This window comes from Roseofilum sp., from assembly GCF_982964205.1.
The window spans coordinates 14,875-33,869 of record NZ_CEZBFX010000034.1 but is presented as its reverse complement, the minus strand read 5'-3'; the positions used below and the strand labels follow the sequence as shown (position 1 = coordinate 33,869).

Below are 18,995 nucleotides of genomic sequence, written 5' to 3'. Positions count from 1 at the left end.
AAATTGCAACGATCAAAATTTGTCGATTACTCCGGCTGGTTACGTCGAGGCACAAATTGCCAAATGGGAGACATCACCGTAGAGTGAACTTCTTTGGCAAAATTGAGCATTCCGACAAATCCTTCCAGGGCTTCTTTTCGTTCGTGGTTGTGGTCGCAGAATCCAATCCCCAATTTATAGGCAATGGGGCGTTCTTTAACTCCACCCACAAAAATATCCACATCCTTTTCTTTCAAAAAACCAGATAATTCTAAGGGATTAGAATCATCAACAATAATGGTTCCTTCATCGGTGATTTCATGCAGTTCTTGATAATCTGCTTGGGTTCCGGTTTGTGAGCCTACCATGACCACATCCATCCCCAATAACCGGAATGCTTTGACTAAGGAAAAGGCTTTAAATGCACCACCGACATAAATGGCTGCGGTTTTTCCTTCTAAGTCTTTGCGGTATTCGTTCAACTGTCCATAAAGGGTGGATAATTCAGAGCGCACTAACTCTTGCGCTCGTTGCAAAATGGTGGGATCGTCATCGAAGAACCGAGCAACTGAATATAAGGCTTCTGCCATATCTTCAATGCCAAAATAAGAGACTCGCAGGAAGGGGACATCATAGTCTTCTTGCATCATTTTGGCTAAGTCCAGGGTTGCCCCAGAGCACTGCACCACATTCAAGGCTGCACCATGCGATCGCTGAATGTCTTTGATCCGTCCATCTCCAGTAATATTAGCGACTACTTGAATGCCTATTCGCTCAAAATATTCACGGATAATCCAAATCTCTCCAGCCAAGTTAAAGTCACCCAAAATATTAATACTGTGGGGAGAAATGCCGGTGGTATCGCCCATGCCCACTAAGCGAAACATGGCTCGACAAGCGGCATTATATCCGGCTCGTTTATTCCCCTTAAAGCCTTCGGACTGTACGGGAATAACCGGAATGCCTTTTTCTTGGCTTACTCGTTTACAAATTCCTTCTAAGTCGTCTCCAATAATACCCACAATACAAGTTGAATAGACAAATGCACCATTGGGATGATGGCGATCGATTAATTCACATAGGGCTTGGTCGAGTTTTTTCTCACCACCAAAAATCACATCTCGCTCTTGTAAATCTGTGGAAAAACTGAGTCGATGTAATTCTGGGCCGGAAGAGAGCGCGCCACGAATATCCCAAGTATACGCCGCACAACCAATGGGGCCATGAACCAAATGAATGGCATCGGCAATGGGGTAAAGAACGACGCGAGAACCACAGAAAACACAAGCTCTTTGGCTAACCGCACCCGCCAAACTTTCTTTATTGCAAGCAAACTCAAAAGGGCTATTTCCTTTGCGGTGAATTTGTTGCTCTCGCTCTCTTAAAATTCCAGTCATAATTTTGTCCGAATGAGAAGTAATAAGGAAGGGCGCATGGCTTGCGCCCTTGAGGGTATAAATCTTCCTTGACAAAGGGAGGTTATGGCTGTCCCCAACCTGACTCGTGGGGATGGCTTTAAGTGGCAAATAAGTATTCTTCAGCCGGTTGATTGTCTTCAAGTGCATCGAGAATTTCATCGATCGCATCCTCATCCACTTCCCCGTACCAATAGTTGTCTGGATAGACCATCATCACGGGGCCATGATCGCAGAGTTTCAGACAACCGGTAGAAGAGACCAAGACATTATCGAGTCCGCGATCGACCAATTCACCTTCGAGATACTGAATTAAACTCACTGCCTTCTTCTTGTTGCAAACGCCCTGAGCTTCTCCCTTGGTTCTAAAAGAATTACAAACAAAAATGTGGTGTTCGGGTTTCGTTAGTTTACTCATGATATCCTCCTGATTTAGACACAAAGGTTGAGACAGAGCCGACCTGAATCGGCTGTTGCTGACACGAATACGGGGTTGGGGGATCTAGACCATACCCCCTCACCCTTGAGCAATTAATGTTACAGAGCTAACTCAAAGATTTCATCGGGGTCATCCCGATCTTTGCGTTCCAAAATCGTGTTGATAATGTTGCACAACAGATGCATACTTCCCTTATAGCCAACAGAGGGGAAGAAACTGTGACCAACACGGTCTAAAATCGGCCAACCAAACCGGACTAAGGGGATATCTTCCGAACGGGCAATATATTTGCCATAAACGTTGGTAATGAGTAAATCAACAGGATTAGTCTTGATCAATTGATGTAGATAGAACAGATCCGTGTCATCTTTGACGATCGCATCGGGAACCCATTCTTCCAAGATTTCTTTACAGCGTGTGGTGAAATATTTGGAAGCTGTTCCAGTGATTACATACATGGGTTTAGCACCACAACTGACGAGAAACTCAGTTAAGGGAACAATTTGATCGGGATCTCCAGCTAAAGCCACTCGCTTGCCATAGAGATATTGCTGCATATCCGTCATCAGGTCTACTAACCGACCCCGGTCATCTTTCAAGGACTCTGGAACGGCTGCACCTGTGGTTTCTATAATCGCTTGGATAAAGCGATCCGTTGCGGCAATACCGATGGGTAAATCCAACAACTGATAGGGAACCTTGCATTTATTTTCCAGTTCTTTCGCCGCTTGTTTCGAGGCATCTGGCCCCAGAGCCAGAGTTGCGATGCTATCGCCAGTAGTATGCAACGCTTCCACTGAGGTTCCTCCCTTGGGATACATCTCAAATGTTCCCGTTTGCGGCGTATCCACTACATCACTGGTATCTGGGAAGACCACGGAGTTCACCCCAATTTGATCGAGGAGATGCTTAATCTGGCGGATATCGGACGGTTCTACATATCCCGGAATCACATTAATTTGCTGTTGGGGAGTTTCAGTTTTCTCTGAAAGGTACTTGACAATCCCAGCCGTCATATTAGACCAACCCGTCACATGAGTTCCCACATAACTGGGGGTATTGGCATGAATTACCACTTTACCTTCTGGGATAATCCCACTTTCCCGCGCTTCCCGAATCAACGTCGGAATATCATCCCCAATGGTTTCTGACAGACAGGTGGTATTAATCGCAATTACATCAGGGTCGTACAGTTTGTACATAGTCGTGAAAGCTTGGCGCAAGTTTGCACCACCACCAAAGACCGCTGAACCTTCAGTAAACGAACTGGTTGCTGCCATAATCGGGTCGCGATAATGACGAGTTAGGTGCGATCTATGGTAAGAACAACATCCTTGTGAGCCATGGGAATGGGGTAAGCATCCATGAATTCCTAATGCGGCGTACATAGCCCCGATGGGTTGGCACGTTTTGGCGGGGTTAACCCGTAGCGCTTTACGTTCTACAACTTCTTTGGGGGTTGCTTCTAACATGATTTTCTCTCCGAGTTGGGATGAATGAAGGGTGAGAGTTGCAACGAGTTCAGGACAAACCCCCTGCAACTGGAGGAGGGAGGGTAGGGGCTTTCCAGCCCGTTAACCCTAATCCCAAGGGGCTTTGATGTATTGCCAAGTGGGGCTATTGACTCGTAGATCCACATCTTTGGCAAAGTTGACTGCACCTCGGAAACCAGCAAAGGGCCCACCGTAGTCATAATTGTGCAACTGCTTGCAAGGTACGCCGAATTTCTCAATCACGTACTTGTCTTTAATTCCAGAACCAATCAGATCGGGTTTAAAGCGTTTGATCAACACATCGAGTTCATGGTGAGAAATGTTGTCTACTAGCAATGTGCCTTCACCCATATCGGGCATCATGCCTTTGTAGTCATTCATGATATTCTCGTTACGCAGACGTTCCATTTCTGCGTCCGATGGAGGATTATAGCGCTCTGGATCCCGTTCTACATCCAATTCTTCAATGTTGCGACTGTCTGCATCCACCTTGATATTCGGTAGGGCTTGCCGTCCTTCGTAGTCATCCCGGTGAGCAAACTCATAGCCTGCTACAATGGTTTTCATGCCGAGATCTGCAAACAGTTCTTGGTAGTGATGGGCCCGGGAACCGCCAACGAACAAGAATACCGTTTTTCCTTCGAGTCGTTTGCGGTACTGGGTCAACTGAGCTTCGGCGATCGCCAATTCTTCCACAATCACGTCTTCTACCCGTTTTGTCAAAGCCGGATCGTTAAAGAACTTGGCAATCTTACGCAGACTCTTGGCAAAAGCATGAACGCCAATAAAGTTCACTTTCATCCAAGGCGTACCATATTTCTCTTCCATCATGTTTGCCATATAGTTAATGGAACGATGGCACATGACCAGATTTATTTTGGCTAAATGAGCCTTGATCGCATCATCATAAGAGGCATCGCCACTAAATGTGGAAACCACTTTAATGCCACATTTTTCCAGCACCCGCTCAATTTCCCAAGAGTCACCCCCGATGTTATATTCACCCATCAGGTTAACGGTAAATCCTTCGATTTCTTCCGTTTCAGTATCATTTCCAATCCAATGTTGGAAGAAACCATTGTTGGCAATATGGTGTCCTGCGGATTGACTGACTCCTTTATATCCTTCACAGTTAAAGGCAACGACCGGAAGTCCGAGTTTCTGCGTCATTTCCCTAGCCGCACCTTGGATATCATCTCCAATTAATCCCACCGGACAAGTGGAGTGAATCGTAATCGATTTGGGTTGGAAAATATCATAGGCTTCTTGCACAGCCTGTTTCAGCTTATTCACACCACCAAACACAACATCATGTTCGTTCAAATCGGTAGAGAAGCAATAGTGCAAAAAATCTTTGCCATCTTCTCTCGGTTTAAACTGATTGCGTCGAGTTAACCAAGAATAATAGGAACACCCAATCGGACCGTGAACGATGTGTACGCAGTCACCAAATGGCCCCACAACCACACCTTTACATCCCGCAAAAGCACATCCTCTCTGAGTAATAATTCCGGGAGTTGTACGGGCATTAGCGTTAATTTCTTGCTCCGGAATAGATGGGTCACGAACAACAATATGTTTGCTCCGTTTGCGAGCGACTTTTTTCGGATAGGCTTCAATAATTTCCGCAATACTATCCTGGGTCTCTTCCAGACTTATGGGAGACGGAGAAAGCATCACACCTTGTTGTGCCTGTTGGGATACTGATTCAAAATCAGTCGTCGGTGATAATTTTTCAGTCATGGTTTTCTCTCCATTATGTTTGGGGTTCGTAAAGACGAGAGAAGAGAACAATACTTAGAGTTGATCTGCTTTGTATTTCCGCTCTCCCGTCCCGAATTAATCTCACAGTAAATCCGGCTAGTTTGAGATAAATTCTCCTATCATTCGATATCAACTAGATTAGGGACTACTTTAGGCAAAAAACATGCCTGAACCCATTTCATCGATCGCAAAATTACCTTTTTCGCGAGTCCGGATCCGAATACTGTCGAGTACTGGTACTACAAAGATCTTGCCGTCTCCAGCATTCCGGGTTTGATTGATCTTGATGATGGTATTGACTACTTCTTTGACCAACTCATCAGGAACAACTAAACTAACCAAACGCTTGGGAATTAAGCGAGGAACATGAGCAAGTAAAGGCAATACCTCTGATGCATCTTCAGGATGCTTATTTAAGGCATCTACCACTTCTGCTTCCATGGCTTGCCGTCCTCGACCTACAACTTTTACGGCATTAAATCCAGGAAAACCTGCCTTAATCAAGGCTTCTTTGGTCTCATGCATTTTGTTCATGCGAATAATCGCAATCACTTCTTTCATGTCTCTTTCCTCAGTGTTAATCTACAGTAGAATTACAATTGTTAGGGGTTAAACGATCGGTTAAACTGGAGATTCCTATTGGATATATTCTTAGGAATAATATGACCCCTAACAATCAGCAATACAGCGATCAATCTGAATTTAAGTCGTCACTAAAGTTCGAGGAGAAGTTTCAGGTGTGGAAGGGACTAAAACTTGAGCCGTTTCTTTAACACCTGTACTGACGGTGTAGACTTCTTCAACTGGAGTTACGAAGATTTTTCCATCTCCATAGGCTCCTTCGGTTCCGGTACGGGCGCTGTCAAGAATAATCCGAATTACAGTGTCTTTATCTTCGTCGGGGACGACGAACATTAACAGTTCTTTGGGCAGTTCATCGTAGTGAACGTTCCCAATTTTCAAACCCCGTTGTTTGCCTCGACCGTAAACATCAATTTTGGTGACGGCGGGAAAGCCTGCGTTCAATAAGGCTTGCATCACATCAGTGGCTTTTTCTGGTCGAACAATGGCTCGAATAGCGACTGGCATTTGAGTTTTTCCTCCTCAAAAATGAGAAAATACAACAAAAGGAATGGATGTCCGTTGAGAATACGGGTGTATCCTTAACCGAATAATCCATATTTCACGAGTAATTTTTCCAGGTCATCATTAGACACGGGAGTAGGAATGACTTGATTGGTATTTTCATCAATGGCTTTAGCCAAGTTGCGATAATGTTGCGCTTGTTCGGATTCGGGAGCGTATTCAATCACCGTCTTCCGGTTTAATTCTGCCCGTTGTACCATGTTGTCCCGTGGCATGAAGTAAATCATTTGTGTGCCTAATGCGTCGGCTAAAGCCATGATCAGTTCTGCTTCTCGGTCAACTTTACGGGAGTTACAAATCAATCCACCTAACCGAACGCCACCAGACTCGGCATATTTCATAATACCTCGACAAATGTTGTTGGCAGCATACATTGCCATCATTTCACCAGAGGTGACAATATAGATTTCTTGAGCTTTGCCTTCGCGGATGGGCATGGCAAATCCACCACAAACTACGTCTCCTAAAACGTCGTAGAAGGCGTAGTCTAAACCAACTTGTTCTTCATAGGCTCCGAGTTGTTCGAGCATACTGATGGAGGTAATAATCCCCCGTCCTGCACAACCAACACCCGGTTCTGGTCCACCAGATTCAACACATAAGGTTTTCCCAAAGCCTTCTTTGCGGATGTCTTCTAAGTCTACGTCATCGCCTTCTTCGCGTAAGGTATCTAAGACACTTTTCTGGTGTAAGCCACCGAGCAGTAACCGAGTGGAGTCAGCTTTGGGGTCACAACCGACAATCATGACTTTGCGGCCTAATTCAACTAACCCAGCAACTGTATTTTGAGTGGTGGTTGATTTACCAATTCCGCCTTTTCCGTAAACAGCGATTTTCCTCATGATTAAACCTCCTGTTTGGGGTAGTTAAGTAATGGCTTACAGAAGAATCAATAGAGTGGGGTGGTTTAAGACTTCCTCTCTCTATTGACAAACATAAGCCACTACGATTAAAGAGAATAACTTCTGAAACACTGACAATATACTCTGCAAAGTTTTCCTCGATCTAGATGGATTCAGGAATGACTTTACTTTTCTTGCCTACGAATATAGTTATAAACTTTTAAAAGCAAAATAACTGTATATGTGACTACACAAAAAATATTTTTCACTCAATAAAAGTGATCTTGCTTACTTTTTCTGTCTTTTAATTTTAAACAATTACTTTGTTGTTAATTCTTTCTATTTTCTTAGCAAAAACTGGATTATGAAAATGCAGAAATTGATATTATTTAAATATTTTTAAAAGTTAATTTATTATAACAAGATTTTTAATATATTCCCCAAAAAACAGGGCTATATCATGACTAAAGCACGGCTAAACCGTGCTTTAGATAAGGGTTATATGGATTATTTAGAGAAGATAGAGCAGGTTTGTTTCTAAGTCTATAGAGTGCTATTCAATGGCAACGACGATTAAATCATCTGAGACGCGATCGCGCAAAGTTTGCTCAATGCCTTGCTTTAGGGTTGTCAGCACGCTCGGACAACTGCCACAGGCTCCTTTTAAGATGACTTTAACAAGATTACTTTCTATGTCGTAAAGCTCCACATCACCGCCATCCATGGCTACCATCGGACGAATTTCATCATTTAAAATTTGTTGAATTAACGTAATCTTTTGTAATGTGGTTAATGAGGGCAGCTCAGATGCCGGTTCTGGAGAGGCACTGGCGAGTTTTTCGGCTAATTCGACGCAGGTTTCAACAGCAACCTGGTTCATATGCTGCTGTTGTTTTCGTTCTTGGGTCACTTCAGCCAAGATATCGTCAATCTCAGCCAGACAAGAACCACAACCGCCGCCTGCTTTGATATAGTTGGTGACTTGTTCGGCTGTGGTGAGATGATTGTCCTGGATAATGCGTTTAATTTTGCCTTCGGTGATGGCAAAGCAGCGACAAATTAAGGGGCTTTCGTCTTCTTCTTCGGCTTCTAGGGGAATGCCTTTGTAGTTGTAAATGGCTGCTTCTAGGGCTTCTTGTCCCATGACGGAGCAGTGCATTTTTTCTTCGGGAAGCCCTCCTAAAAAGTCGGCAATCTCTCGGTTGCTGAGGGTTAGAGCTTGATCGAGGGTCATGCCTTGAATGAGATCGGTTAAGGCAGAAGAGGAGGCGATCGCACTGGCGCATCCAAAGGTCTGAAACCTGGCATCAATAATTTGTTCGGTTTGAGTATTGACTTTTAGGTGCAACCGCAAGGCATCGCCACAAGCGATACTGCCGACATCACCGACAGCAACAGTTTCATATTCTTCACAGTCGGAGGGGGTAATTTCCCCCATATTATGAGGATTGTTAAATAAATCGATCACTTTATCCGTATAGTCCCACATAGTTCTAGCAGCTCCCTTGAGTTTGAATGGTTAGAAAGGTTGGTCAATGGCTATAGATTTAGCGAGTTTGAGCCAGTTGTTTATCCCCCACTGAACTCAACCAACCGTGCTGTTCGTCGGTGGCATCTTTGAAGGGGGAAATTTGGCGGAGTCGTTCTACAACTTTGGGCATCACTTGCAATACTTGGTCGATTTCTGCGTCGGTGGTATACCGAGATAGGCTAAAGCGAATGGAACCGTGCAAAATGGTGTAGGGCAGTCCCATCGCTTGCAGAACGTGGGACGGTTCTAGGGAACCGGAGGTGCAAGCCGATCCGGAGGAGGCACAAATTCCATAGCGATCGAGGGAGAGTAAGATGGCTTCTCCTTCGATGTACTTAAAGCCGATATTGGTGGTGTTGGGCAGTCTTAAGGCAGGATGTCCATTAAGCTGGGTATGGGGAATGGTGGTTAAAATGCTTTGTTCGAGGCGATCGCGCAACTGTCGGACTTGCTTATTTTCAGTCTCCATCGACTGCATCGCCAACTCAGCCGCTTTCCCTAGAGCAATGATACCGGGTACATTTTCCGTTCCTGCACGTCTGCCTCGCTCCTGATGTCCCCCAATTAAAAGGGGCCGAAACCTTACCCCTTTGCGAACATACAAGGCCCCAATACCTTTTGGAGCGTGCAACTTATGTCCAGATAACACCAGAAAATCCACGGTACTCTCTTTCATGTTCAGGGGCACTTTACCCACCGCTTGTACCGCATCTACATGGAACAAAATGCCCCGTTCTTTGACAATGCGCCCAATTCTTTCGATGGGGAAGAGGGTTCCCGTTTCATTGTTCGCGCACATGACGGACACTAAAGCCGTATCCTCTGTCAACGCTGCCTTCAATTCATTTAAATTGAGTTGCCCTTTCTCATTTACGCCTAAATAGGTGGTGGTATAGCCTTGCTTTTCTAACCGCTTACAGAGGTTAATAATGGCCGGGTGTTCAACTTTAGTGGTAACAATATGGCGCTTATCGGGATAACTGGCTAAGGCAGCCCGAATAGCAGCATTATCCCCTTCTGTACCGCAACTGGTGAAGATCATTTCATCAGGTTGAGCGCCTAATAATTGGGCCACATGTTCCCGTGCTTTTCGTACCGGTTTGGCCAATTGTCCTCCGAAGGTATGCATACTGGAAGGATTCGCATAATAGTCCTGTAAGTAGGGAAGCATGGCTTCTAAAACTTCGTCGGCAATCCGGGTGGTTGCATTATTATCGAGATAAATTGTTGAGGGTCGTACGTCCATGGTTTCGATGAGGATTGAGGATAATTTGGACAGGCATGAATAGCTAAAAACCGGCAATAGCACGTGTTCTACTTGATGGAGATCCAACGTGCTGGTCTGGGTTATCTTGGCGCTATATTGATTGAATAGATTTCTCAACCCATTGACTATAAAAATCTAAGACAGCAGTTTCGATTGTGTTGTAAACTTGTACGACTTCAATCCCGGCTTCTTGCAGGCGACTTTCCGGTAGTGCACCAATTCTAGCCACTAAAACTGCTGTGCAGTCGGATAAGGCGGCAATATTCTCGCTGAGGTCTCCTGGGCCTCCTTCTGGGCCGTGACAATAGGGTTTAACGGTGCGATTTTCCAGAAATTGAGCTTGATGAGCATCAACTTCATAGATGAGGAACTCGCGAGCATGGCCGAAATGCTCGTTGGTTAAACCCTTGTCCTTACTGGCTACTGCAACTCGAATTTTGGGGGGGGGTTTGACAACAGTTGAAGCTGTCATAGTCATAATCTCCTTGCCTGAATGAGAGTTAGGGGCTATCGAGGCAAAAAGGAGAGTGTTATCAGTGTGTTATCCGTATTACCCAATCAAGAGAGTCAATACCTGATAAATCGGAAAAATCTTGACTCTTTATTGATCGGACGTTTTATAGATTCGTTATTCTCTTGTGCCAGTTATACCTCATCTGAATAGGAAGATAAGTTTGATCAATCACAACTTTATGTTTTCTTCATAATCCTTTAATTGCATTCTTGACTTGCATGATGATTATCGGGAAAATGCAACCTTTAAACAATTCAGTGAAAGTTGACCTGGCGATCGCTAGTTTAAAATGACCATGAATTTAAAGTCCTAGGTGAGAAGAAGCTCCCCATAAAATTCGGGGATTACGTTGAAGAAAATCCAAGAAAAAAATAGATGGATTAACGGAATGATTGGACAATAAAGTTAGCTATCAACAGATAAAAGCCCTAGAAATCAATCGTCTATTCATATAGACAAAGTATAGACAAAACTCACATGAATTGAATTGGAAAAATGTGATGTTTTTCAAAAAAAGCTGGTACGCTTAAGGGAATCGTACTGTCGGAGTTAGTAGGCTAGTCATGGTATTTACATTGCCGATAGAAACAACCCAAACGAATTCACAATTGAGTTTAGGGCGAGTTTTGGTCGTCGAAGATGAAGAATTGATTCGAGAAACGGTCGCCTTATCCTTACGGGATGAGGGATTTGAGGTGATCGCGGCTGAAGATGGTCGGGGAATCGTGGAATTATTTCATCAACAACAGGAAGGAGGCGATCGCCCTGTAGACTCTATTGATGCGATCGTTCTCGATCTGATGCTACCTTCGATCAATGGTCTTGACCTTTGCCGTTGGCTGCGTCAAAGAGGTCATACTGTACCAATCCTCATTCTCAGTGCCAAAGGCTCAGAAACCGATCGCGTCGTCGGATTAGAAGTTGGAGCAGATGACTACCTTACCAAACCATTCGGCGTGCGAGAATTAGTGGCCAGAGTGCGCGCCCTCCTGCGGCGCAACCGCTATCCCATTCCCGAATCTTGTCCCTCAGTCCTGAGAATCAAAGACATTACCCTATTGGCCCAAGAATGCCGCGTCATCGTCCGCGACCAAGAAATTAACCTCTCTCCCAAAGAATTCCGCTTACTCGAACTCTTTATGAACCATCCTCGACGAGTATGGTCGCGAGACCAACTGATCGAGCGCATTTGGGAACCCGACTTCATGGGAGATACCAAAACCGTAGATGTACATATTCGTTGGCTACGCGAAAAAATTGAACTCGACCCCAGTCACCCAGAATATTTACTGACTGTTCGTGGATTTGGATACCGCTTTAGCTAACTAAAATCGCCCCATTGAAAATGCGATCCAAACCCTAGGCGATGAGGTGATAATCAAGAGAAGCTATGATTGTGCCACTACTCGGATTCTTACTGGGATTAGCGGTAGGCTTGTTCCTATGGCTAGGATGTCAATTTCGCTTAGAACAACAAATCAAGCGAATCCTACCTGAATTGACCTCTGGTTCAGGACTGATGCGCCGGTTCCCCGAACGTCTAGTAAGGGCGATCTCCCATCAACGGAAACATCAATACCATCTACAACAAGATATAGATTACTGGAAATCAATCCTCACTTGTGCCCCCCTAGGACATTTACAAGTTGACGATCAAAATCAACTCATCTGGTGTAACGCCCAAGCCTATCAACTCTTTGGCATTAGTCCTCCAGAACTCAACAGTCCTCGCCTACTGCTGGAAATTGTCCGCTCCTATGAGTTAGATGAACTGATCGAGCAAACCCGCACGACCCAAAAACCGGTCGAAAAATACTGGAACTTTCAACCCATTGCGCCAACAGTAGAACCGCAGAATACTCAGAGATCGCTCAAACCCAAAATTGCCCTGAAAGCCTATAGTATTCCTCTGTCGAAAGGTCGCGTCGGAGTTTTCTTGGAAAACCGCCAAGAACTGCTCACTTTAGCCAACCAGCGCGATCGGGCCTTTTCCGATGTTGCCCATGAACTCAAAACTCCCCTGACCTCCATTCGTCTCGTCGCCGAAACCCTTCAAACTCGCCTCAATCCCCCCCTGCGCAACTGGATCGATCGCCTCCTTTCCGAAGTCATTCGCCTTAGCGATATTGTCCAAGTCCTTCTCGATCTAAGTCAACTCGAACGGGGATCGACCTATAGCCTGAACTGGAAACCCATCAACCTACCTGACCTGATCCGCTCTTCGTGGATCGCCCTCGAACCCCTAGCCCGTCAGAAACAACTCCAACTGCAATATTCTGGCCCAGAACGGCTATTGATCCACGGCGACGAACATCGCTTATGTCGCGTGTTCATTAATCTCCTCGACAACAGCATCAAATACAGTCCCCTCCAAGGTCAAATATGGGTTAAACTCAGTATAGAAGAATGCCCAAACTCAACCACTCCATCTCAGAAATGGGTGCATCTTGAAGTTATTGATGGCGGTGTAGGTTTTCCAAAAACTGACTTACCCTATATCTTCGAGCGCTTCTATCGGGGAGAACCCTCCCGTGCCCGAGTCCTCTCTAGCAGCCAAACTTCTCCCGCTCTGTCCTCCAATTCATCTGACCCTCCCCGTACCGCCTTAACTCACAGTAGTGGATTAGGATTGGCCATTGTCCGGCAAATTGTTGAAGCTCATCAAGGATGGGTGAAGGCCAGTAATCATCTAGAAACCGGAGGAGCATGGATTGAAATTTATCTACCTCAACAGCCATCAGGGGATTTGAATAAACCTTAATCTCTACCTTGATTAATTCTCGCCTCCCCTAATCCGTTCAGACTACTGAGTTAAGGCAAAGGTAATCATTTTGAGTTTTTTAATTTTGAATTTTTAATTGAACTCCCCCCCGTTCTGGGCAACTTCTTGTAAGATTTGTAAAGATTACCCAGTTGTCAGCAACTGGGACTGCCAGTCAAGCAAAACTTTTTTCTTCGCTAACCTCTTAACCTAACCCTAAAACTGGTGAGTATCACAACAATGATGGAGGCTGATTCGAGTCATCTACCCAGGGATGAACGATTACAAAAAATTTTATCTCGTTGGGGTGTCGCGTCCCGACGACAGGCAGAGGTGATGATCCAACAGGGTCGCATTCGCATTAATGGTCAAGTGGTGCATCAACTCGGCCAGAAAGCGAACCCCGATCGCGATGCGATCGAAATTGATGGTTCTCTCCTTTCCCTTCACCATCGTCCCCAACCCCTTTATATCTTACTGAACAAACCCTTAGGAGTGATTTGTACCTGTGCCGATCCTCAAAATCGCACTACCGTTTTAGACCTCCTTCCTCCTACTCTGTCTCACCATACCGGTCTTCACCCGGTCGGTCGCTTAGATGTTGATTCGACGGGGGCAATATTGCTCACCAATGATGGAGACTTGACCTTTCAGATGACTCACCCTCGCCATAGTATCCCCAAAACCTATCGCGTTTGGGTCGAAGGAATTCCCCCAGAATCGGTTCTCGAAGACTGGAGAAACGGTATAGTCTATGAAAACATCCAAACTCTACCCGCTAAAGTCAGGCGAATGAGATCGCAAGGCACTCACAAAACTTTGCTGGAAATTGTCTTATGGGAAGGTCGGAATCGGCAAATCCGTAAGGTGGCCCAAACCCTAGGGTATCCCGTGCTGAGTCTCCATCGGAGTGCCATTGGCTCAATTCAACTCAAAGCCTTACCTAAAGGGCAATATCGATATCTGAGAACCTTGGAAATTACAGCTTTGAGAGGAAACTGTGGTACAAACAGATCGGTGGTGAAGGAGCGTAATTGATGAAGAAACAGAAAACCATACAATCCTCAGTCAATGAGTTTGATTCCTTGAAGAGCGTCTTAATTGACCTGGGGTCTCAATTACGAGATCGCCGTCAGGAAAAAGGTTTGAGTTTAGACTACATTGCCACAAAAACCCGTATCCGACAACGCCTGCTTGGGGCGATCGAAGAGGGAAAACTCGAACAACTCCCAGAACCCGTTTATGTCCATTATTTCCTTAGACGCTATGCCGATTTTTTAGGACTCGATGGTTCTAGTTTTGCCAGTCCCTTCCCTTCAGAGTCTCGATTTAACTTGCTTAAGGCCTCTTGGATGCGTTGGCCCATGTGGCAACTGCGCCCGGTTCATTTGTATTTGTTATATGTGGCTATTATTTTTGGTTCTGTCAATGGCCTATCCTATTGGATTGAGCGTTCTGTGGGGTCGTCTGTCGATTATTTAGTTGAACAACCTGCACCAGAAATCGAAGCGATCGCCTCTAGTCCCCCTTCACCCCTAGGGATTCCCTCGGAACCCTCCCCCGCTTCCCTAGTCGTCAAATCTGAACCCGATCCGAACTCCATCGAACCGGTTCGGGTCAGCGTGATCGTCACTGAACCGTCTTGGATATTAATTGAAGCGGATGGAGAAACCGCTTTTGAAGGAACTCTGACTGAAGGAACCCAACAAACCTGGGTTGCCCATCAAAAATTGATTATTGTAGCGGGTAATGCTGGAGCGGTTTCTGTTGCCCTCAACGAAGGGAAATCTGAAAAACTGGGAGAACCGGGTGCTGTAGAAGAAGTGATCTTTACAGCGAACCAGCTCTCCCGCAGTTAACTGCCCTTTGAGGATCTACCATAGAGTTGGGTGAGCAGTTGGAGGCGATCGCACAACCATGTACCAATCGAGTCTGGACGATAACGCCAACTCCAATTTCCCTCAGCCTGTCCAGGAGTATTCATCCTTGCTCGCTCATCTAAACCCAAAAAGTCCTGCATGGGAATAATGGCCCAATTGGCCACAGAAGACAAGGCTAAACGAATTAAATCCCAATGAATACCATTGGGACTCAAATGACCCAAATAATTCACCACGCGATCGCACTCCCAATCGGGTAGATCGTTCTCAAACCAACCCAAAGTCGTATTATTATCATGGGTTCCCGTATAAACCAAGCAGTTGCGCGGTAGATTATAGGGCAAAAACGGATTGCCAGCATCGGAACCAAACGCAAAATGTAAGACCCTCATCCCTGGAAATCCAAACTTATCCCGCAGAGCTTCCACCTCTGGGGTAATCACTCCCAAATCTTCAGCTAATATGGGCAGCTTACCTAACATCTGCTCCAATTTCTCAAAAAACGCTTCTCCAGGGGTGGGCATCCAAGTTCCATTCATCGCCGTTTCTTCCCCTTCAGGAACCGCCCAAAAGGACTCAAACCCCCGGAAATGATCGATCCGAATCCAGTCCACATACTCTAACATGGTCTGGAAGCGATGAATCCACCACTTAAAATCAGTCTTCTCTAGATACTCCCAGTCATACACTGGATTTCCCCATAACTGACCCGTTTCACTAAAATAATCCGGGGGAACACCTGCCATCAGTTCCGGTTGACCGGTTTCTGGATCGATCAAAAAGTTGTCCCGGTTAGCCCAGACATCCGCACTATCATGGGCAACATAAATGGGAATATCCCCAATAATGTCCACATTCTGCTCATTGGCATAGGCTTTGAGTGCTGCCCATTGTTGAAAAAACTTAAATTGGGTAAACTGGTGGTAAAAAATTCTCTCTTGTAACCGCTCTTTAGACGCTTCCAGAGCGCTTTTTTCCCGGTTAATTAACGCTTCATCCCATTCATACCAAGGTTTTCCCTCCCGATCGTCCTTGAGGGACATATACAGAACATAATCCTCGAGCCAACTGGCTTTTTCTTGGCAAAAGGTTTCAAAGGCTTCTTGCGTTTCGCTGGAGTCCTCGATTTGTCCCTGAAAGTTTTGGCAGGCTTTTTCCAATAGGGCTGTTTTCACGGCAATTACCCGCTCAAAGTCTACCCAATCTAGGGGAAATTCAGGCAAATGAAGAAAATCATCTTCTTGGAGTAAACCGTCATCCTTGAGATACTCAGGACTAATAAGCATGGGATTACCAGCCATGGCTGAGTAGCACATATAGGGGGAATTTCCAAAACCGGTTGGCCCTAAAGGCAAGATTTGCCACAGTTTTTGGTGCGTGTGGGCAAGAAAATCAACAAAGCGATATGCTTCGTGGCCTAAGTCTCCAATACCAAACCGACTCGGAAATGAAGTGGGATGGAGTAAGATGCCACTAAGTCTAGAAGAGGGCATATTCTACAATTGGCGTATTTCGCAGCTAACATGATGACCTTATCATGTTCTTGGGGTGTCCTTGGGTTTAAATTTGGTGAATAGGCAAATCTTTAAATATTTCACTTGACTATGCAGTATCGTAATCCTACGCCTACGGTTGATATCATTATTGAGATGATTGACCGCCCTGAGCGCCCGATTGTGTTGATTGAACGTAAAAATCCTCCGTTTGGATGGGCAATTCCTGGGGGATTTGTTGATTATGGGGAGTCGGTGGAAACGGCGGCTATCCGAGAGGCGAAGGAGGAAACCGGGTTATCGGTGGAGTTGGTGGAACAGTTCCATGTGTATTCTGAGCCGGGGCGCGATCCTCGGCAGCATACTTTATCGGTGGTGATGATTGCAGCGGCTATGGGGGAACCCCAGGCGGCTGATGATGCTCAGAATTTGGATTTGTTTGAGTTGTGGCAAGTGCCGCCCAATTTATGTTTTGACCATGACAGCATTTTGAAAGATTATTGGATGTACCGCAATTATGGCTTGCGTCCCCGATTGTTTTAAGTGGATGGAGGAAGAAGAATGACTCGTAAAGTGGTTAATACTCAGAAGGCTCCAGCTCCCGTTGGGCCCTATAATCAGGCGATCGCCGCGAGCGGTCAGATGTTGTTTGTTTCTGGTCAAATTGCGATCGATCCTAGCACCAATCAATTGGTCTATACCGATGATGTGGCCAAGCAAACGGAACAGGTGATGAATAACCTGAAAGCGGTTTTAGCCGAGGCTGGCGCTTCCTTTGCAAATGCCGTGAAAATGACTATTTTCCTCAAGGATATGAATGATTTTGCTACCGTCAATCAGGTGTATTCAGGTTATTTTGACCCGGAGAATGCCCCCGCTCGCGCGTGTGTAGAGGTGTCGCGCTTGCCGAAAGATGTTTTGGTCGAAATTGACTGTATTGCAGTTCTTTAGGGAATGGGTAATGGGTAATTAATGATTCCCCCATTCCCCCATTCCCCTATCCCACCAATTCTGCTGGTGAAGACCGGCGAAGGGCAACCGGTTCAGCTTGGGAGAGGCGATCGCTGCCCTTTAACTGCTTTAATTGATCTAATAGGGTCTCCAGCAGTTCAATATGATCTTGGGTAAAGAAAATTGAGAACCCATTACCCCCTAAAGAATATCCCGGTACATAGAGCGAAACCTGATCGTGACGAGGGTGACTGGTCAAAATCGTCATTTCCGTGCCATCAAGCTTATAGGTCGTATCTGTCCAAGTTTGAGCCATTGTTTTGCCTCCAATCGCTGCGTTGATTATTTTTTCAACGCCCTTATCCTAGCCCAAATCTATCCCGACCGGCAACCCATTTTTTGATTTTTTATTCAAACTAGAGATAGGATAGATTTGTAATGGAGAAAACGAATGACCACAGAAACATTTGGTAAAATTCTGCGTAGGGCACGCAAAGACAAAGGCTATTCCCAAAGGAGTCTTGCCGCTTTGGTCAAGCTTGACTTTACCTACCTGTCCAAGCTAGAAAACGATCGCGCTGACTATCCTCCCAAAGAAGATGTCATCCGCTCCCTGGCCAAACATCTCGACCTTGAACCCGATATGCTGGTTTGTCTAGCTGGACGCATTCCTCACCAATATGAGGAACTGCTCAAGCAAAATGCCCAAGCCATGCCCATGCTCCTGAGACGCTTACGAGAAAACCCTGACTTCGCCGAAAAAATCTTTCAAGCAGCCAGTGAGGATGCCCCCAGTTGAGTTTAATCAAACCCTACCGCTTTTATCCCAAACCAGAAATTGAGCGTCGGGCCAACGACCTCCTGTTACGCATGGAATTTACCCCGAACTGGAAACCCTCTTGGCCCCTAGAAGTAGACCGTATCGCTGATTTTCTAGATTTGGGAGTGGTTTGGGATCGGATTCCCTCGGACGAATACGGGCCCATTGCGGCCCGTATTCTCCCCTTGAATCGTCAAATTGAACTTAATGAAGAAATTCTCAGCTTACCCGAAGGATTTCAAGCCTCTACCCTAGCCCATGAAATCGGCCATTGGATGCTGCATATCAACCATGCAGAAGTCAGTGAAGAAGGACAATGTAATCTGAGCAGCAGTAGCGATTCTTTCTTGTGTCGTCCGAATAGTTCCTTAACCGAACTCGAATCGATTGAGTGGCAGGCACAATACTTTGCCAGTTGTCTGCTGATGCCAGAGAACATCCTTCTCGAATATTGTCATCGCCAAAATCTTACTCGGTGGTCTACCCTATACCAACTCCGGGATCAATTAGGGGTTACCATCTCGAATTTAGTCAACCGTCTACAAGATTTAGGTTGGATTTACATTCCCCAGGGGTCTAGAAAACTGATGTTAGGCCCAGTGAACCGTGAATCGGCAACACAATGGTCAGGGTAGTTGAGCAATTTAATAGTGATAGTTATAGGGTTTCTCTCTTCTATTGCCTATTGCCTAGCGCTATA

The 18,995-nt window shown here is 45.6% G+C and carries 20 protein-coding genes; 8 read left to right on the top strand and 12 right to left on the bottom strand.

The features are described 5' to 3' along the window. Nucleotides 1-26: 26 nt before the first annotated feature. The 10 genes from nifE to AC3A14_RS10860 form a co-directional block, all read right to left on the bottom strand. A complete protein-coding gene (gene nifE / locus AC3A14_RS10905; protein ID WP_318698726.1) occupies nucleotides 27-1,376 on the bottom strand; it encodes a nitrogenase iron-molybdenum cofactor biosynthesis protein NifE in 1,350 nt (449 codons plus the stop codon). Nucleotides 1,377-1,494: 118 nt separating this feature from the next. After that, the gene (locus AC3A14_RS10900; protein ID WP_318698727.1) at nucleotides 1,495-1,812 is read right to left on the bottom strand and encodes a (2Fe-2S) ferredoxin domain-containing protein; all 318 of its coding nucleotides are present in this window, start codon (nucleotides 1,810-1,812) and stop codon (nucleotides 1,495-1,497) included. Between the two features lie 119 nt (nucleotides 1,813-1,931). Beyond that, on the bottom strand, nucleotides 1,932-3,305 hold the full coding sequence (nifK, locus tag AC3A14_RS10895; RefSeq protein WP_318698728.1) for a nitrogenase molybdenum-iron protein subunit beta: 1,374 nt from the start codon (nucleotides 3,303-3,305) through the stop codon (nucleotides 1,932-1,934). Between the two features lie 108 nt (nucleotides 3,306-3,413). Further along, entirely contained in the window at nucleotides 3,414-5,003 is a 1,590-nt protein-coding gene (gene nifD / locus AC3A14_RS10890) for a nitrogenase molybdenum-iron protein alpha chain (protein WP_413039083.1), read from the bottom strand. 237 nt (nucleotides 5,004-5,240) lie between these two features. Beyond that, the gene (locus AC3A14_RS10885) at nucleotides 5,241-5,651 is read right to left on the bottom strand and encodes a P-II family nitrogen regulator (protein WP_318732298.1); all 411 of its coding nucleotides are present in this window, start codon (nucleotides 5,649-5,651) and stop codon (nucleotides 5,241-5,243) included. Between the two features lie 141 nt (nucleotides 5,652-5,792). Continuing rightward, complete coding sequence (locus tag AC3A14_RS10880; protein ID WP_318698731.1) at nucleotides 5,793-6,179, bottom strand: P-II family nitrogen regulator; 387 nt, start codon at nucleotides 6,177-6,179, stop codon at nucleotides 5,793-5,795. 74 nt (nucleotides 6,180-6,253) lie between these two features. Next, on the bottom strand, nucleotides 6,254-7,078 hold the full coding sequence (nifH, locus tag AC3A14_RS10875; RefSeq protein WP_271937326.1) for a nitrogenase iron protein: 825 nt from the start codon (nucleotides 7,076-7,078) through the stop codon (nucleotides 6,254-6,256). Nucleotides 7,079-7,631: 553 nt separating this feature from the next. Continuing rightward, the gene (gene nifU / locus AC3A14_RS10870; RefSeq protein WP_318698732.1) at nucleotides 7,632-8,567 is read right to left on the bottom strand and encodes a Fe-S cluster assembly protein NifU; all 936 of its coding nucleotides are present in this window, start codon (nucleotides 8,565-8,567) and stop codon (nucleotides 7,632-7,634) included. Nucleotides 8,568-8,625: 58 nt separating this feature from the next. Beyond that, entirely contained in the window at nucleotides 8,626-9,855 is a 1,230-nt protein-coding gene (gene nifS, locus AC3A14_RS10865) for a cysteine desulfurase NifS (RefSeq protein WP_318732297.1), read from the bottom strand. Between the two features lie 112 nt (nucleotides 9,856-9,967). Further along, nucleotides 9,968-10,348: a NifB/NifX family molybdenum-iron cluster-binding protein gene (locus tag AC3A14_RS10860; protein ID WP_318732296.1), complete on the bottom strand. Its 381-nt coding sequence runs from the start codon at nucleotides 10,346-10,348 to the stop codon at nucleotides 9,968-9,970. 605 nt (nucleotides 10,349-10,953) lie between these two features. On the opposite strand from AC3A14_RS10860, the gene AC3A14_RS10855 reads away from it, so the two are divergent. The 4 genes from AC3A14_RS10855 to AC3A14_RS10840 all read left to right on the top strand — a co-directional run bounded on the left by AC3A14_RS10855 (nucleotide 10,954) and on the right by AC3A14_RS10840 (nucleotide 15,010). Further along, nucleotides 10,954-11,715 carry a response regulator transcription factor gene (locus tag AC3A14_RS10855; protein ID WP_318732295.1) on the top strand — a complete coding sequence of 254 codons (762 nt, stop codon included), beginning with the start codon at nucleotides 10,954-10,956 and terminating at the stop codon, nucleotides 11,713-11,715. A 65-nt stretch (nucleotides 11,716-11,780) separates the two neighbouring features. Next, a complete protein-coding gene (locus tag AC3A14_RS10850; protein WP_318735851.1) occupies nucleotides 11,781-13,151 on the top strand; it encodes a sensor histidine kinase in 1,371 nt (456 codons plus the stop codon). Nucleotides 13,152-13,394: 243 nt separating this feature from the next. After that, nucleotides 13,395-14,189 (top strand): pseudouridine synthase, encoded by a 795-nt coding sequence (locus AC3A14_RS10845; protein ID WP_413039084.1) that lies wholly within the window; start codon nucleotides 13,395-13,397, stop codon nucleotides 14,187-14,189. Next, entirely contained in the window at nucleotides 14,189-15,010 is an 822-nt protein-coding gene (locus AC3A14_RS10840) for a helix-turn-helix domain-containing protein (RefSeq protein WP_318732292.1), read from the top strand. Before AC3A14_RS10845 ends, AC3A14_RS10840 begins: the two co-directional genes overlap by 1 nt. Here the strand turns inward: AC3A14_RS10840 and malQ are convergent. After that, nucleotides 15,007-16,524, bottom strand: coding sequence for a 4-alpha-glucanotransferase (gene malQ / locus AC3A14_RS10835; RefSeq protein ID WP_318732291.1), 1,518 nt, complete (start codon nucleotides 16,522-16,524; stop codon nucleotides 15,007-15,009). The two genes, AC3A14_RS10840 and malQ, sit on opposite strands and share 4 nt — an antisense overlap. A 111-nt stretch (nucleotides 16,525-16,635) precedes the next feature. Between malQ and AC3A14_RS10830 the strand changes: the two genes are divergently transcribed. Together AC3A14_RS10830 and AC3A14_RS10825 are read left to right on the top strand one after the other, a co-directional pair. After that, nucleotides 16,636-17,067, top strand: a complete 432-nt coding sequence (locus AC3A14_RS10830) for an NUDIX hydrolase (protein ID WP_271937312.1) — start codon at nucleotides 16,636-16,638, stop codon at nucleotides 17,065-17,067. An 18-nt stretch (nucleotides 17,068-17,085) separates the two neighbouring features. Further along, entirely contained in the window at nucleotides 17,086-17,475 is a 390-nt protein-coding gene (locus AC3A14_RS10825; protein ID WP_318732290.1) for a RidA family protein, read from the top strand. Nucleotides 17,476-17,521: 46 nt separating this feature from the next. On the opposite strand, the gene AC3A14_RS10820 is transcribed toward AC3A14_RS10825, so the two are convergent. Continuing rightward, nucleotides 17,522-17,791, bottom strand: coding sequence for a hypothetical protein (locus AC3A14_RS10820; RefSeq protein ID WP_271937310.1), 270 nt, complete (start codon nucleotides 17,789-17,791; stop codon nucleotides 17,522-17,524). 135 nt (nucleotides 17,792-17,926) lie between these two features. Between AC3A14_RS10820 and AC3A14_RS10815 the strand changes: the two genes are divergently transcribed. Together AC3A14_RS10815 and AC3A14_RS10810 are read left to right on the top strand one after the other, a co-directional pair. Then, nucleotides 17,927-18,274 carry a helix-turn-helix domain-containing protein gene (locus AC3A14_RS10815; RefSeq protein WP_318698748.1) on the top strand — a complete coding sequence of 116 codons (348 nt, stop codon included), beginning with the start codon at nucleotides 17,927-17,929 and terminating at the stop codon, nucleotides 18,272-18,274. Continuing rightward, entirely contained in the window at nucleotides 18,271-18,930 is a 660-nt protein-coding gene (locus AC3A14_RS10810; protein WP_318732289.1) for an ImmA/IrrE family metallo-endopeptidase, read from the top strand. Before AC3A14_RS10815 ends, AC3A14_RS10810 begins: the two co-directional genes overlap by 4 nt. Nucleotides 18,931-18,995 lie beyond the last annotated feature (65 nt).